The 14,189-nt window shown below is 28.8% G+C and carries 14 protein-coding genes and 1 pseudogene; 8 read left to right on the top strand and 7 right to left on the bottom strand.

Annotated features, from left to right (window positions below; translation table 11 throughout):
- Both AJ936_RS09500 and AJ936_RS09495 read right to left on the bottom strand, forming a co-directional pair.
- On the bottom strand, positions 1-1,118 hold a 1,118-nt coding region (locus AJ936_RS09500), incomplete at its 3' end, for a DUF2920 family protein (protein WP_261661076.1).
- A 12-nt stretch (positions 1,119-1,130) separates the two neighbouring features.
- Positions 1,131-2,345 carry a DUF2920 family protein gene (locus tag AJ936_RS09495; RefSeq protein WP_070274483.1) on the bottom strand — a complete coding sequence of 405 codons (1,215 nt, stop codon included), beginning with the start codon at positions 2,343-2,345 and terminating at the stop codon, positions 1,131-1,133.
- A gap of 60 nt (positions 2,346-2,405) precedes the next feature.
- Here AJ936_RS09495 and AJ936_RS09490 point away from each other — a divergent pair, with 60 nt between their 5' ends.
- Together AJ936_RS09490 and AJ936_RS09485 are read left to right on the top strand one after the other, a co-directional pair.
- On the top strand, positions 2,406-3,914 hold the full coding sequence (locus AJ936_RS09490; RefSeq protein ID WP_070274482.1) for an AMP-binding protein: 1,509 nt from the start codon (positions 2,406-2,408) through the stop codon (positions 3,912-3,914).
- Between the two features lie 39 nt (positions 3,915-3,953).
- A complete protein-coding gene (locus tag AJ936_RS09485; protein ID WP_070274480.1) occupies positions 3,954-4,181 on the top strand; it encodes an acyl carrier protein in 228 nt (75 codons plus the stop codon).
- Here the strand turns inward: AJ936_RS09485 and AJ936_RS09480 are convergent.
- Positions 4,178-5,248 (bottom strand): acyl carrier protein, encoded by a 1,071-nt coding sequence (locus AJ936_RS09480; RefSeq protein ID WP_070274478.1) that lies wholly within the window; start codon positions 5,246-5,248, stop codon positions 4,178-4,180. The two genes, AJ936_RS09485 and AJ936_RS09480, sit on opposite strands and share 4 nt — an antisense overlap.
- Positions 5,249-5,309: 61 nt before the next feature.
- On the opposite strand from AJ936_RS09480, the gene AJ936_RS09475 reads away from it, so the two are divergent.
- The gene (locus AJ936_RS09475) at positions 5,310-6,152 is read left to right on the top strand and encodes a hypothetical protein (RefSeq protein WP_079861684.1); all 843 of its coding nucleotides are present in this window, start codon (positions 5,310-5,312) and stop codon (positions 6,150-6,152) included.
- Positions 6,153-6,344: 192 nt separating this feature from the next.
- On the opposite strand, the pseudogene AJ936_RS09470 reads toward AJ936_RS09475, so the two are convergent.
- A pseudogene (locus tag AJ936_RS09470) lies at positions 6,345-7,555 on the bottom strand (DUF2920 family protein).
- Between the two features lie 79 nt (positions 7,556-7,634).
- On the opposite strand from AJ936_RS09470, the gene pseF reads away from it, so the two are divergent.
- The 3 genes from pseF to pseH are packed head-to-tail and all read left to right on the top strand — an operon-like array spanning position 7,635 to position 9,611.
- Complete coding sequence (gene pseF / locus AJ936_RS09465; RefSeq protein ID WP_070274476.1) at positions 7,635-8,333, top strand: pseudaminic acid cytidylyltransferase; 699 nt, start codon at positions 7,635-7,637, stop codon at positions 8,331-8,333.
- Positions 8,317-9,141 (top strand): UDP-2,4-diacetamido-2,4,6-trideoxy-beta-L-altropyranose hydrolase, encoded by an 825-nt coding sequence (pseG, locus tag AJ936_RS09460; RefSeq protein WP_070274474.1) that lies wholly within the window; start codon positions 8,317-8,319, stop codon positions 9,139-9,141. The genes pseF and pseG overlap by 17 nt, the downstream gene beginning before the upstream one ends.
- Entirely contained in the window at positions 9,138-9,611 is a 474-nt protein-coding gene (pseH, locus tag AJ936_RS09455) for a UDP-4-amino-4,6-dideoxy-N-acetyl-beta-L-altrosamine N-acetyltransferase (RefSeq protein ID WP_070274473.1), read from the top strand. Before pseG ends, pseH begins: the two co-directional genes overlap by 4 nt.
- Here pseH and AJ936_RS09450 read toward each other — a convergent pair.
- The 3 genes from AJ936_RS09450 to pseA are packed head-to-tail and all read right to left on the bottom strand — an operon-like array spanning position 9,576 to position 12,061.
- Entirely contained in the window at positions 9,576-10,322 is a 747-nt protein-coding gene (locus AJ936_RS09450) for a HisA/HisF-related TIM barrel protein (RefSeq protein ID WP_070209989.1), read from the bottom strand. The genes pseH and AJ936_RS09450 overlap by 36 nt on opposite strands.
- On the bottom strand, positions 10,323-10,928 hold the full coding sequence (gene hisH, locus AJ936_RS09445) for an imidazole glycerol phosphate synthase subunit HisH (RefSeq protein ID WP_079861685.1): 606 nt from the start codon (positions 10,926-10,928) through the stop codon (positions 10,323-10,325).
- A complete protein-coding gene (pseA, locus tag AJ936_RS09440) occupies positions 10,925-12,061 on the bottom strand; it encodes a pseudaminic acid biosynthesis protein PseA (RefSeq protein ID WP_070274471.1) in 1,137 nt (378 codons plus the stop codon). The genes hisH and pseA overlap by 4 nt, the downstream gene beginning before the upstream one ends.
- A gap of 255 nt (positions 12,062-12,316) precedes the next feature.
- On the opposite strand from pseA, the gene pseI reads away from it, so the two are divergent.
- Positions 12,317-13,348 carry a pseudaminic acid synthase gene (gene pseI, locus AJ936_RS09435; RefSeq protein ID WP_070274470.1) on the top strand — a complete coding sequence of 344 codons (1,032 nt, stop codon included), beginning with the start codon at positions 12,317-12,319 and terminating at the stop codon, positions 13,346-13,348.
- A partial coding sequence (locus AJ936_RS09430; RefSeq protein ID WP_148123992.1) for a 6-hydroxymethylpterin diphosphokinase MptE-like protein occupies positions 13,345-14,189 on the top strand: 845 nt, incomplete at its 3' end. The genes pseI and AJ936_RS09430, both read left to right, overlap by 4 nt.

Here is a 14,189-nt window from a genome sequence, read left to right as displayed (position 1 = left end):
GATTTTCTTTTTTGTAGTTTTTCAAGCATTAAAGGAAGTTCTTTTCTAAATAAGGCTTTATCAGGTATACCACAACCATGATCTAAATTTTTAATAAATTTTCCATCAATTTTATTTTCATCTATCAAATTTAAGCTTACATCATATCCTAAAATTTTTAATATTTGCATGGTTTGTTCTTTAAAATTTGCTGGAGTTAAAGGATCTTCTTTACTATGATAACTCACATAAATAATATTTTTATTTTTTTGACTTTGCAAAATCAAATGATCTTTATTTAACAATGTTCTAATAAAATAATTTTCATTATTAAAAAAATAAGGTGAATTTTCTTTACGTGTCCAATGGGTTTTTACAAAACATTCTATTAAAATATGCGAACTATTTAAAACATAATCACAACCGTCCTCCATTTCTCTTCCTAAAATATAATTTAAAGGTGGCAAAGCCGAACCTGAATTATCAATCACGCCATCCACATACCAAGGAGCTATTTTTGCTATGAGTAAAGATAGGTATCCTCCATAAGACCCCCCCCCATAAATTTTTGGTAAATCTGCAAATTTTGGAAAGCGTTTAACTAGATCTTTTAAAGTATTGATATGATCAATAGCTGCCATAATGCCATAGTTTTGATAATCCCCGTTAGGTGGGATAAAAGTGGAAGTAAATTTCGCTTGATAATTTTGTACTAGTTTTCCTTGTGATTTTAAAGTAGCAATACAATGATCTAAATGATGATAATATTCTAAAGCATTATTAGAATTTAAATTTCTGCCATCAATGTTAAAATCATTCAATACTTTAGAAAAATTTTCCAGATCTTCTTCTAAAAATTTTGCACTTGCATCGTATTTTAAAACATCTGAACGTCTTTGACAAAAACAATGATAAAAAACATTTATTGTCACTACATCAAAATTTTTAGCAATATAATTTCTATAAGAATCTAAAAAATATATATTTGCATTAGCTCCATAACCTCCTATGACAAAAACTATAGCTTTGATATCTTTTTCATTATCATAACTGATACGGTATTCAAGCTTGCTAGTTCTTTTAATACCTAGTTCTACATCATCACAAGAATCGATTTCAAAGGTTTGATTTATGAGCATATATTTTCCTTTTTAATTAATAATCAATTTTAACTGATTTTCTACATCTTTAAAAGTAAACACTTTATTCCCACAAGGATAAGAGATGGAATTTTCTTGCATAAAAGATTTTCTTTTTTGTAGTTTTTCAAGCATTAAAGGAAGTTCTTTTCTAAATAAGGCTTTATCACTTATTCTCATGCCATGATTTAAATCTTTTATAAATCTTCCATCAATCTCACTTTCATCTTTTATTAAATATAAAGTGGCGTCAAGTTTTAAAAATTTATAAAATTCATGAAGTTGTATTTTATAATCCGCAGGTGTAAAAGTATCATGTTTGCTGTGATAAGAGATATAAATAATATTAGGATTAATATTATGTTGTAAAATCAAATGATCTTTATTTAGAAAACTACGAATGATATAATTTTCATTATAAAGATAATAAGGAGAAGTTATATCTTTACGCGTCCAATAACTCTTTAGAAAAAATTCTATAATCAAATTTTTACTACCTTCCACATATTCACACTCGCCAATCTCTCTTCCTACTAAACGCTTTAAAGGAGGAAGAACAGCTAAAGAATTATCAATTACACCATCCACATACCAAGGAGCTATTTTCGCACACATTAAACCTATCACACCTCCATATGACCCCCCCCCATAAATTTTTGGTAAATCTGCAAATTTTGGAAAGCGTTTCACTAAATCTTTTAAAGTATTGATATGATCAATAGCAGGCATTAAAGCATAATTTTGATATTCTCCGTTAGGTGGAATAAAAGTTGAACTAATAGTAGCACGATAATCTAAAGGTATTTGTCCATTCTCTTTTAACTGTGTAATTCTTTGTTCTAATAAAGTAGCATATTCAAGACTATTTTCAGTAGTTAAGCTACTAGAATTTATACCTACCCTAGACAAAGCTTCTTCTAACTTTTCAAGATCCTCTGATGTAAAAACTTTTATAGCGCTATATTTTATATCTCCTGAAAAACGCATAGAAAAACAATGATAAAAAACACTCACTGCTACAACATCAAATTTTTTAGCAATATATTCTCTATCAAAATCTAAAAAAGAAATATTTTTATTAGCACCCATTCCAGATATTACAAAAACTATAGCTTTGATATCTTTTTCATCATCATAACTTATGCGGTATTCAAGCTTGCTAGTTCTTTTAATACCTAGTTCTACATCATCACAAGAATCAATTTCAAAGGTTTGGTTTATGAGCATATAAAGGCCTTTTTTATTAATTTATCGATATTATATTACAAAAAACTAAAAAGGCAAATCATGACAACCCATATCTACGATTTTTTAGAAAAAAGTTTAATCAAATTTAGTGAAAAAACTGCTTTTGTAGAACCTTTTGCCAAGGAAAGAAAAGAAATCACTTATAAAGACTTTGATCTTTTTTCTAAAAAACTAGCCAGTGAAATTTTAAAAACTTTAGGAAATAATAATCCTACTCAAGCTCCTGTTTTAATCATCTTGCCTAAAGGGATTGATTGTTTGATTTCATTTTTTGGAGTGGCATTAAGTGGAAATTTTTACACCCTTTTAGATGAGAAAAGTCCTAAAGAAAGAGTAGAAAAAGTTATAGAGGTTTTAAAACCTAAACTTTTTATCACTTCAAAGGATTTAAATTTTAATTTAGATTTGCCTACGCTTTATACACAAGACTTTGAAAGTTTTAATATAGATGAGAGTTTAATAAAAAATGCAAAAGAAAAACACATAGATACTAATTTACTCTATGTTTTCTTTACTAGCGGGAGTACAGGCATTCCTAAAGGAGTAAGCATAGCTCATAAGAGTGTGATTGATTATACTTTTTGGGTATGTGAGACTTTTAAATTTGATGAAAATGAAATTTTAGCCAATCAAGCGCCATTTTATTTTGACAATAGCATTTTAGATATTTTTTCAAGTGTAAAATCAGGAGCGACTTTATATCTTTTACCTAATCATCTTTTTGCCTTTCCAAATAAAATTTTAGAATGCCTTGAAAAAGAAAAAGCAAGCACTATATTTTGGGTACCTTCGGTGCTGATTTATTTTGCAAATACTGAAGCTTTGAATAATTTTAGTTTAAACACCTTAAAAAAGATACTTTTTTGTGGTGAAATCATGCCTAATAAGCAGCTAAATATTTGGCGTAAACACTTACCCAATGCTTTATTTGCAAACCTTTATGGTCCAACAGAAATCACTGATGTATGTTCTTTTTATATCATCAATCGCACTTTTAAAGATGAAGAACTTCTACCTATAGGTAAAGCATGTAAAAACACAGAACTTTTAGTTTTTGATGAAAATATGAATTTCATAAGCCCTAAACAAATAGGTGTTAAAGGAGAACTTTTCGTGCGTGGAACTTCTTTGTCTTTAGGGTATTATAATGACAAAGAAAAAACCAAACAAGCTTTTATACAAAATCCTTTGCATGATAATTATTTGGATTTACTCTATAAAACAGGAGATATTGTTTCTTATAATGAATTTGGCGAACTTTTATGCTATGGAAGAGCAGATAATCAGATCAAATATATGGGGCATAGGATAGAACTTGGAGAAATAGAAAGCGTGATAAATTCTCATGCAAGTGTAAAAAATAGTGCTTGTATTTTTAAAGAAGATATTATTTGTTTTTATGAAAGTGAAAAAGAGATTAATTTTAAATCTTTTCTAAAAGATAAATTACCTTCTTATATGATCCCAAAAAATTTTATTAAAATTGACAAATTTAAACTCAATCAAAATGGTAAAATTGATAGGAAAGTTTTAAAAGAACTTGTTTAAATAAATATTTTATAATTTCAAAAAACCAAAGGAGCAAAAATGCAAGAAGTCAAACAATTTTTTATCAATATAGAAAGAACAGATATCAATGAGAGTATGGAAAATCTAGTAAGTGAAGATTTTATCGATAGTATCGATATCATGGCTTTGGTTGCTGAAATAGAAAAATTTTATAAAAAACCCTTAAAAGCAGAATTTATCACACCTGAAAATTTTGAAAGCTTTGAAAATATCAAAAAAATGCTTGAAATTGCAATGAAAGACTAATCTTTCCTTGCAAGTTTAAGCTGTTCTTTTAAAGAACTGATGATTTCATTTTTAGAAACAATAATTTGTGCTATAAAATCCGCCACATCATCCCAATCTTTACTTAGTGTGTGAGTTAAAGTATAATTTTGTTCGTATTCTTCCCAATTTATAGGAGCAAAAAGAGAATTTTTATGCGGGAAATATTTGTTTTTTACCCATTCAAGCGAAGAAGCAAAATAATCCACATAAGCCTTAGCAATATCTTTTTGCACTGCAAATTTTAATCTTTTTTCTTTACTGCCTTCAAATTTTCTTCTTGCCATAAAAAGCAAAGAATTAAGATTATCCTGCTTTAAATCTTTTTGATTTAATCTTGACATAAGCTCCATTCCTAAAAGATTAAAACTTTCATTTTTGGTTTGTTTTAAAACAAAACTCTCATCCCATTCAAGTCCTAAATGATAAACAAAATCCTTGAGCAAAGTCCCTCCTACATAATCCTCCCTTAGAAGTCTTACTATCAAATTTTCTTCTCCAAATACCTCAGTATGAGTTTTACAAATCCACTCATAATCAAAAATATATTTTCTAGGATGATCTTGTGGGGCAAAATCAGCAGAATAATATCCCATATTGTTTTTATGATCTTGAGAACAATGTGAGTTTAAATAACCCAAAGTATCCCTAAAATATACAATAATATAAATTTGAGTAAAACCTAACTCTCTCATAATCTTTTCTAAAATTTCTACATGTTTTTTGGTAGAAAAATCCCAAACTATACCCTCAGCTGAAAAAATAAATTTTTTATCTTTATGTAAAGCACTTTCACTTTTAAAATTTTCTATAGTTCTAAGAAGTCTTTCATTTGTGATATGACTTAAAACACTTTTCTCTTTTAAAATATTTTCCTTTTGAACCAACTCTAAAACCATATCCACCAAAGCCCAGTGTCTATTTGCCACTCTAAGACTTTTTGGATAAATATAAGCTTGATTTAAAACTTTATTTTCATTTATAATAAGAAAATTTTGCAAGCTTGTTGTTCCAGTTTTTGGTGTTCCTATATGCAAATATGCTGTCATTATTTTGCCTTAAAACAAATATTTATGTTATTATAACAAATAAATATCAAAGGATTTCAAATTGAAACTTGCATTAAATTCTCATAATATTAAAGCCATTAGCGTAATACTTCCAAAAAATACTCTTTCTGTAGATGAAGAACTACAATTATGCAATTTAACAAAGAATAAATTTGAACTTCTTAAAAAAACTTCTAATTTTTCATCTCATTATATAGCTAATGAAAATACATTTGCAAGTGATTTAGCCACAGAAGCTTTAAACACATTGTTTAAAAATAATATATGTTCAAAAGAAGAATTAGATGTGATTTTTCTTGCTACACATACACCTGATTTTTTTGCGCCCCAAACATCAAGTATTGTGCATAAAAATTTAAATTTAAGCAAAAAAACTGTATGTATAGATACAACAACATTTTGCTCAGGTTTTTTACAAACGCTCATGCAAGCTTTTTTAATGCTAGATAATCCCGATATCCATAAAATAATCATTCTTACAAGTCTCGTAAAAAACAAAAAAACAGATATAAAAAATGACAAAATCTCCTATCTTACACATAGTGACTGTGCATGTGCAATTTTAATCGAAAAATCTCAAAATACAACACAAAAAACTTATTTTTCTCAGGAAATATACAGTCAATATGCTTTAGAAGAAACATTGCCTCTTAATGCTTGCAATACAAATTTTAATGAGTATTTGTACATTAACAACACCTTATTTTTTAACTTTATATCAGAAAACTATCCTGAATTTTTTAATAATTTTTTTGATTATTTTGACATTGATAAAACAAAAATATCAAATTTCTTTTTTCATACACCTAATGATTTTTTCTTCAAAAAAAAATTTAGAAAATTTACATATGGAAAATTTCCCATGCTTTCATCAAACATTTAAAATCTATGCAGATTGCAAAGTTAGTAATCTACCTATAGAACTTTGTCTTTATAAACAAAACCAAGAAAAAACACATGTAAAAAATGGGGGTGGGTATTGAAAAATATGTTTTATCAAGCTTTGGATCTGGAATTATCTTTAATATAATGGCCTTAGATATAGATTTTAATAACCTACAAACTTTTATAAAAATTAAAAATTTTCCAATATAAATTGATTCTCCTTATCTTTAAAAGTAAAAATTTTATCACCGCAAGGATAAGAGATGAAATTTTCTTGCATAAAAGATTTTCTTTTTTGCAATTTTTCAAGCATTGAAGGAAGTTCTTTTCTAAACAAAGCCCTATCAGTAATCCTCATGCCATGATTTAAGTCTTTTATAAATCTTCCATCAACCTCACTTTCATCTTTTATCAAATTTAAAGTAGCATCAAAACCTAAAGTATTAAAAATCTCATAAAGCATGATCTTATCCTTAGCTGGCGCTCCAACATCTTTAGCACTATGATAAGTTATAAAAATAATATTTTTTGAAACTTCAGATAAAATTTGCAGATGCTTTAAATTTAACAACGCTCTTATCATATAATTTACATCATTGAAAAAATATAACGCATTTTCTTTGCGTGTCCAATGTTTTTTTAAAAAACAGTACAAATCTAAATCTTTAGAACTAAAAACAAATTCAGGAAAACCAAATTCCCTTCCCAATATAAATTTCAAAGGAGGCAAGGCGGGCCCTGAATTATCAATCACGCCATCCACATACCAAGGAGCTATTTTTGCTATGAGTAAAGATAGGTATCCTCCATAAGACCCCCCCCCATAAATTTTTGGTAAATCTGCAAATTTTGGAAAGCGTTTAACTAGATCTTTTAAAGTATTGATATGATCAATAGCTGCCATAATGCCATAGTTTTGATAGTCTCCATTAGGCGGAACAAAATCGCAAAAAAGTTCTATTTTTTGGCTTTCATCAACTAAACCTGCCTGTTTAATCTCTCCAGCCCTTTGTTCTATAAGAGGGATAATTTGTTCAAAATTATCTTCATTGGCAAATAAATGCCCTAAATTAAATTTTTTAAAATACCATTGATACGCTCTAAATCATCTTGATTAGGAATAAGCTTTGGATTGTACTTTTGATCGATACTTTGTCTTGTACAAAAACAATGATAAAAAACATGCACCGCTACAACATCAAATTTTTTAGCAATATACTCTCTATCAAAATCTAAAAAAGAAATATTTGCATTAGATCCAAAACCACCTATCATAAAAACTATAGCTTTAATATCTTTTTCATTATCATAACTTATGCTGTATTCAAGTTTACTAGTTCTTTTTATATTTAATTCTATATCATCACAAGAATCAATTTCAAAGGTTTGGTTTATGAGCAATTTTAAGCCTTTTATTTTATTTTAAAGACAATTATACTTAAATTTTAGTAAAATAAAACACAAAAAACAAGGCTTAACTATGAAAAATCTTTGTATCATCCCTGCTCGTGGTGGATCAAAAAGAATTCCTAGAAAAAATATCATTGATTTTCTAGGTAAACCTTTAATCGCTTATAGCATAGAAAATGCTTTAAATTCAGGCATTTTTAATGAAGTGGTGCTTTCAAGTGATGATGAAGAAATCATAGAAGTAGCCTTAAAATACGGCGCAAAAGCTCCTTTTGTGCGTGATAAAAACTTAAGCGATGATTATGCTTCAAGTACCGCTGTAGTGCAAAATACCATAGAAATTTTACAAAGCCAAAATAAAATTTATGATCATGTCTGTTGTCTTTATGCTACTGCTCCTTTGTTAAACAAAGACATTTTAAAACAAGCCTATGAAAAATTTATCCAAAATCAAAGCAAGTTTTTATTTGCTGCTACTGAGTTTGAGTATCCTATACAAAGGGCTTTTTATCTAAATGAGAACAATCAAGTTTATATGTTTGATGAAAAACATTATAAAAGTCGCTCACAAGACTTAACAAAAGCTTTTCATGATGCAGGAGCTTTTTATTTTGGTACAAGTAAAGCTTGGCTTGAAGAAGATTTTATGTTTAAACCTCATTCTAGTGTATTCGTATTACCAAGAAATTTAGTTTGCGATATAGACACCATGCAAGATTTAGAATTTGCAAAAATACTTTATAAGGTAAATCATGAAAGTTCTTATTAGAAGTGATAGCTCCAGTCAAATAGGCTTTGGACACATTAAACGCGATCTAGTCTTAGCTAAACAATACAATGATGTAAGTTTTGCTTGTTTGCCTTTAGAAGGCTCTTTGATCGATGAAATTCCTTATCCTGTTTATGAGCTTAGTAGCGAAAGTATCTACGAGCTTATCAATCTCATCAAAGAAAAAAAATTTGAACTTCTTATCATTGATCACTATGGCATCAGCGTAGATGATGAAAAACTAATCAAGCTTGAAACAGGGGTGAAAATTCTAAGCTTTGATGATGAGATAAAGCCTCATCATTGTGACATTTTACTCAATGTCAATGCTTACTCAAAAGCAAGTGATTATGAAGGTTTAGTGCCTTTTAAATGCGAAGTAAGATGTGGTTTTTCTTATGCCTTAATCAGAGAAGAATTTTACCAAGAAGCCAAAGAAAATAGAGAAAAAAAATATGATTTTTTCATTTGCATGGGTGGAACTGATATAAAAAATCTTTCTTTGCAAATCGCCAGCGAATTACCTAAAACAAAAATCATAAGCATTGCAACCAGCTCTTCTAATCCCAATCTTAAAAAATTGCAAAAATTTGCAAAATTACATAGTAATATTAGATTATTTATCAATCATGAAAATATTGCAAAATTGATGAATGAAAGCAATAAACTCATCATCAGTGCAAGTTCTTTAGTCAATGAAGCCTTACTTTTAAAGGCAAATTTCAAAGCTATTTGTTATGTTAAAAATCAAGAACCTACAGCAACTTGGCTTGCTAAAAAAGGCTATGAAGTGGAGTATAAGTATTGATAAAACTTAAAAATTTCACAGAACTTAATTCTCAAGAAATAAAGCTGATTTTTAAATGGCGTAATCACCCCGATATCAGTCAATTTATGAAAACAAAATACATTGATTTTGAAGAACATTTAAGATTTTTAAAAAATTTACATCAAGATTCTAGTAAAAAATATTTTTTAGTTTTTCAAGATGAACAGATGATCGGTGTGATTGATTTTGTCAATATCACAACTAAATCTTGCGAATTTGGACTTTATGCAAAACCTGATTTAAAAGGCGTAGGACAAATTTTAATGAATGAAATTCTAAACTACGCTTTTGAAAACTTAAAAGTAAATACTCTTAAAGCTTATGTTTTTAAAAGCAATCACAAAGCTTTAAAATTATATCAACAAAATCATTTTACTATTTATGATGAAGATAAAGATTTCTACTATGTTTGCCTAAAGCAATCTAACTGCAAAACCTTGCTTAGCTAATTCTTCTTTTACATCTTTAGGGGTATACTTAGAAAAATGAAAAATATAAGCTCCAGCTAAAGCATCAGCACCCAAATTTAAAGCCTTAACTCCATCACTTGGATTGCTAAGTCCTCCATTGATAATAAGAGGAATTTTAAGTTTATTTTGAAAGATCTTTAAAAGTTCTAAATCATAACCCTTTGCTTTTCCCTCAAAATCCACAGAAGTTAAAAGAAGCTCTCCAGCTCCTTTTTTTTCATATTCTAAAGCAAGTTCTAAAGGACTTTTTTCAAGTAAATTTCCCCTATCATAAACACAAAATTGATCTCCTTTTCTTTTAACATCTATAGAACAAACTATACATTGAGAACCAAAACGATTAGCCGCTTTACTTATAAAATCTTTATCTTCTAAGGCCTTAGAATTGATAGAAATTTTATCCGCACCTAAATTTAAAATCTTTTGTATATCTTCAAGAGTTTTTATCCCCCCACCTATGGTTAAAGGCATAAAGCATTCTTTAGCAAGATCTTCTATACTTTCAAAATCTATTTCTCCACTTTTTGAAGCATCTATATCTAAGATAATAAGCTCATCAACATTGCGTGCATTATAAATTCTCATCGTTGAAGTTAAATGCCCTATAGTGCGAAAATCTTTAAACTCTATACTTTTAACAAGTTGAGAATTTTTTAATAACACGCAAGGGATAATTCTAGTTTTTAACATTCAAAGCCTTACAAAATTTTCTAAAAGTTTTAAGCCTAAATTTTGACTTTTTTCGGGGTGAAATTGCGTAGCAAAAATATGATCTTTTTGCAAAGATGCAACAAATTTATGTCCATATTGTGCCTTAGCACTTACAAACTCATCTTTACATTTCACATAAAAAGAATGCACAAAATAAAAATCACTCTTATCTTCTATGCCTTGATATAAAGGCTCTTGTTTTAAAATTTCAAGTTCATTCCAACCCATGTGTGGGATTTTTAAATTTAAATCCTCTTCAAATTTGACTACTTCGCCTTCTATAAAACCAAGTCCTTCGCAAACCCCACCTTCATAACCCCTTTCTAAAAAAAGTTGCATTCCTAAACAAATGCCTAAAATAGGTTTTTCTTGTACTAAAACTTGCTCTTTTAAAGCTTCTATAAAACCAAGCTCTTTTAAATTTTTCATCGCTTCTTTAAAAGATCCCACTCCAGGTAAAAGCAATTTATCGGCTTTTTGCAAATCTTTTGGATTTTTAGCTATGAAATTTGTAACTCCTATTTTTTCAAAAGCCTTAGCAACGGAGTTTAAATTTCCTGCCTTGTAATCAATGAGTGCTATCATTTTAAAACACACTCGTCTTTTCTTACCAAAGAACCATCATAATCTCTTATAAATTTGCCATTTTCATCGCGTTTAAAGATTTTTTTATTAGTAAAAGAATCTACAATTTTTTGAAATTCTTCCTCGCTAAAACCACTGAATTCAAGGTATTTTTTAATAGCCTTTTTAGGGGGCTTGCCATCGTATTTTTGTGCCAAACGCACCCCTTCTTCACGGCTGATATAACCTAAACGAATATCCAAACAAGCATTATCTGTTGCTCTACCAAAGCCGTATTTGCAGTATTTTAAATAATCATGCACATGATTAGAATAACAATCTAAATTTTCAAAATTTTCATAAGTAGTCTCAACAGGATGATCTAGAGTTAAAAAACCATATTTTTTAGAAATTTCAAGAATTTTTTTATAATCCCATTTAAAATAATACCCTAAAAATAGCCCCGTAACCCCTACTCTTTGAAGTTCTTCATCGCTTGGATAAGTATATAAAAACAAATCTTTTTCAGTGATACCATTTACCCCAAGCATATCAGAAGCACGATTTCCTAAAAGCCCGCCAAATTCTTCAAGCCACTCTCTGCCTAAAATATTTTTATTTTTACTACTCGCAGGACCGCCATACTCTATCTGCGGACTTTCTCCCCAGATGATCAAAGGCACTCCAAAATTTACCGCTATGCGTGGAACAGAAGTAAAAATTCCCAAATGGTTTTGCCATTCATTATCCCCTGTTCTTATAAAAGCTTCACGAGCAAGTTTTTGATAAACTTTTGGATCACGCTTGATATGGATCAAATCCACGCCCAAATGATTTAAATTGTCTAAATTTTTGCGCCCTATTTTCGTAGGCACACTAGGCTCAAAACACACACACAAAGGATTAAGTCCGAGTTCAAGCATTCTTATAGTTTGAAAATGAGAATCCTTGCCGCCACTTACCCCTATAACACAATCATATATGGGATGTTTTTTATATTTTTTTACAAGCTCAAAAAATTCTTTTTCTCTTTCTTGCCAATTAATATTTTGATTTTTAGCTTCTTGAGAATGACAAGCATCACAAACTCCATCTTCATCAAAATGTAAATCAGGTTTAGTATCTGGCATCACGCATTTTTTGCAAAATTTCATAAATTTCCTTTAATTAGTCTTAAATATATATCGTTATAATTAAATTTTATTTTATAATTTTATATATTTATATTATATAAAAATTAAAAAATGAATGAATTCTATGATTTAAATCCCTATGGCATTTTTTAAATAAAACCAAGCAAAATCATAACAAAGTCGTAATATTTATATAATATAAATATATAAATTGAAGAAATATATAATATAATTATATATCATTTTTAGTAGGAAATTTACCAAAGAAAGAAATACATGCAAATAGGAAATTTTAACACCGATAAAAAGGTTTTTATCATAGCAGAACTTAGCGCCAATCACGCAGGAAGTCTTGAAATGGCACTTCAAAGCATAAAAGCTGCTAAAAAGGCAGGTGCTGATGCGATAAAAATCCAAACTTACACTTCAGATAGTCTCACGCTAAATAGCGACAAAGAAGATTTTATCATCAAGGGAGGGCTTTGGGATAAAAGAAAACTTTATGAGCTTTATGAAAGTGCAAAAACCCCTTATGAATGGCATTCTCAAATCTTTGAAACCGCACAAAATGAAGGCATACTTTGTTTTTCAAGTCCTTTTGCCAAAGAAGATTTAGAATTTCTAAAACGCTTTGATCCTATAGCCTATAAAATCGCTTCTTTTGAAGCCAATGATGAAAATTTCGTACGTTTAATCGCCAAAGAAAAAAAACCTACTATCGTTTCAACGGGCATTGCTACAGAAGAAGAACTTTTTAGAATCTGTGAAATTTTTAAAGAAGAAAAAAATTCTGATCTCATCTTTTTAAAATGCACTTCAGCTTATCCTGCTGCCATAGAAGATATGAATTTAAAAGCTATAGTGAGTTTAAAAGAAAAATTTAATGTTGAAGTGGGACTAAGCGATCACAGCTTTGGTTTTTTAGCTCCTGTTATGGCAGTAGCACTTGGAGCTAGAGTAATAGAAAAGCATTTTATGTTAGATAAAAATATAGAAAGTGAAGACAGTAAATTTAGTCTTGATTTTGATGAATTTAAAGCTATGGTAGATGCAGTTAGACAGGCCGAAAGTGCTTTAGGTGATGGTAAGTTAGACTTAGATGAAAAAGCTCTTAAAAACCGTGTTTTTGCAAGAAGTTTATATGCAAGTAAGGATATCAAAAAAGGTGAAATTTTCAGCGAAGAAAATGTAAAATCCGTGCGTCCTTCTTTCGGGCTACATCCTAAATTTTATCAAGAACTTTTAGGAAAAAAAGCTAATAAAGATATAGAATTTGGCGATGCTTTAAAACAAGGAGATTTCCAATGACCTTCACCCCTACCCAAAAAGAACTCTTTAATAAAAACATTGAAGCTTTAGGTAATATTCTTTTAAAAGAAAGTTTAAAAGAAATCAAGTCTAGTAAATTTGAACTTATCTTAGGTAAAGATAATCTTGATATCAATCTAAAAGATACAAGTGATAATACTTTTCTTTATGAAAATGTTATTGATGAATTAAACACTATGCTAAACACTTATAATGATAAATACCTACTTTATCCTGTATTGTATTTTTATGGTTTTGGAAATGGAATTTTATTTAAAGCTTTATTACAAAATAAAAATCATCAACATATTATTGTTTTTGAAAAAGATATAGAAATCATTTGGGTCATGTTTCATATCTTAGATTTTTCAAATGAATTGCAAAATTCAAGATTGATGATTTTAGAAACTAGTTCTTTAAATATAGAATTTTTTTCTAATTTTTGTTCTAACAAACCTTTCTTTCAATTTTCTAGAATTTATTTTTTAGAACTGATGAGTAATTATTATGAAAGATTTCATGAGGATGTTTTGGAGTTAAATAAAAAGCTAGTGCAGCATTTTAAAGATTCTATTATTTCTCATGGTAATGATCCCCTTGATGCTCTTCAAGGCATAGAGCAATTTGTTTATAATCTTCCTCAAATGATCACTCATCCTAGTTATAAAGAATTACTTTCTAAAAGAAAGAATTTAAGTGATACAACTATCATTGTTTCTACAGGACCCTCTCTTACTAAACAACTTCCTTTGTTAAAAAAATATGCTAATAAAGCTACAATTTTTTGCGCAGATTCTTCTTATCCTATTTTAGCTAAGCATAATATTAAGCCTGATTATGT

The organism is Campylobacter sp. BCW_6877 (assembly GCF_001762445.1).
In the GTDB taxonomy this organism is placed as follows: Bacteria; Campylobacterota; Campylobacteria; order Campylobacterales; family Campylobacteraceae; genus Campylobacter_D; species Campylobacter_D jejuni.
This window is presented reverse-complemented; position numbering and strand designations above follow the sequence as displayed.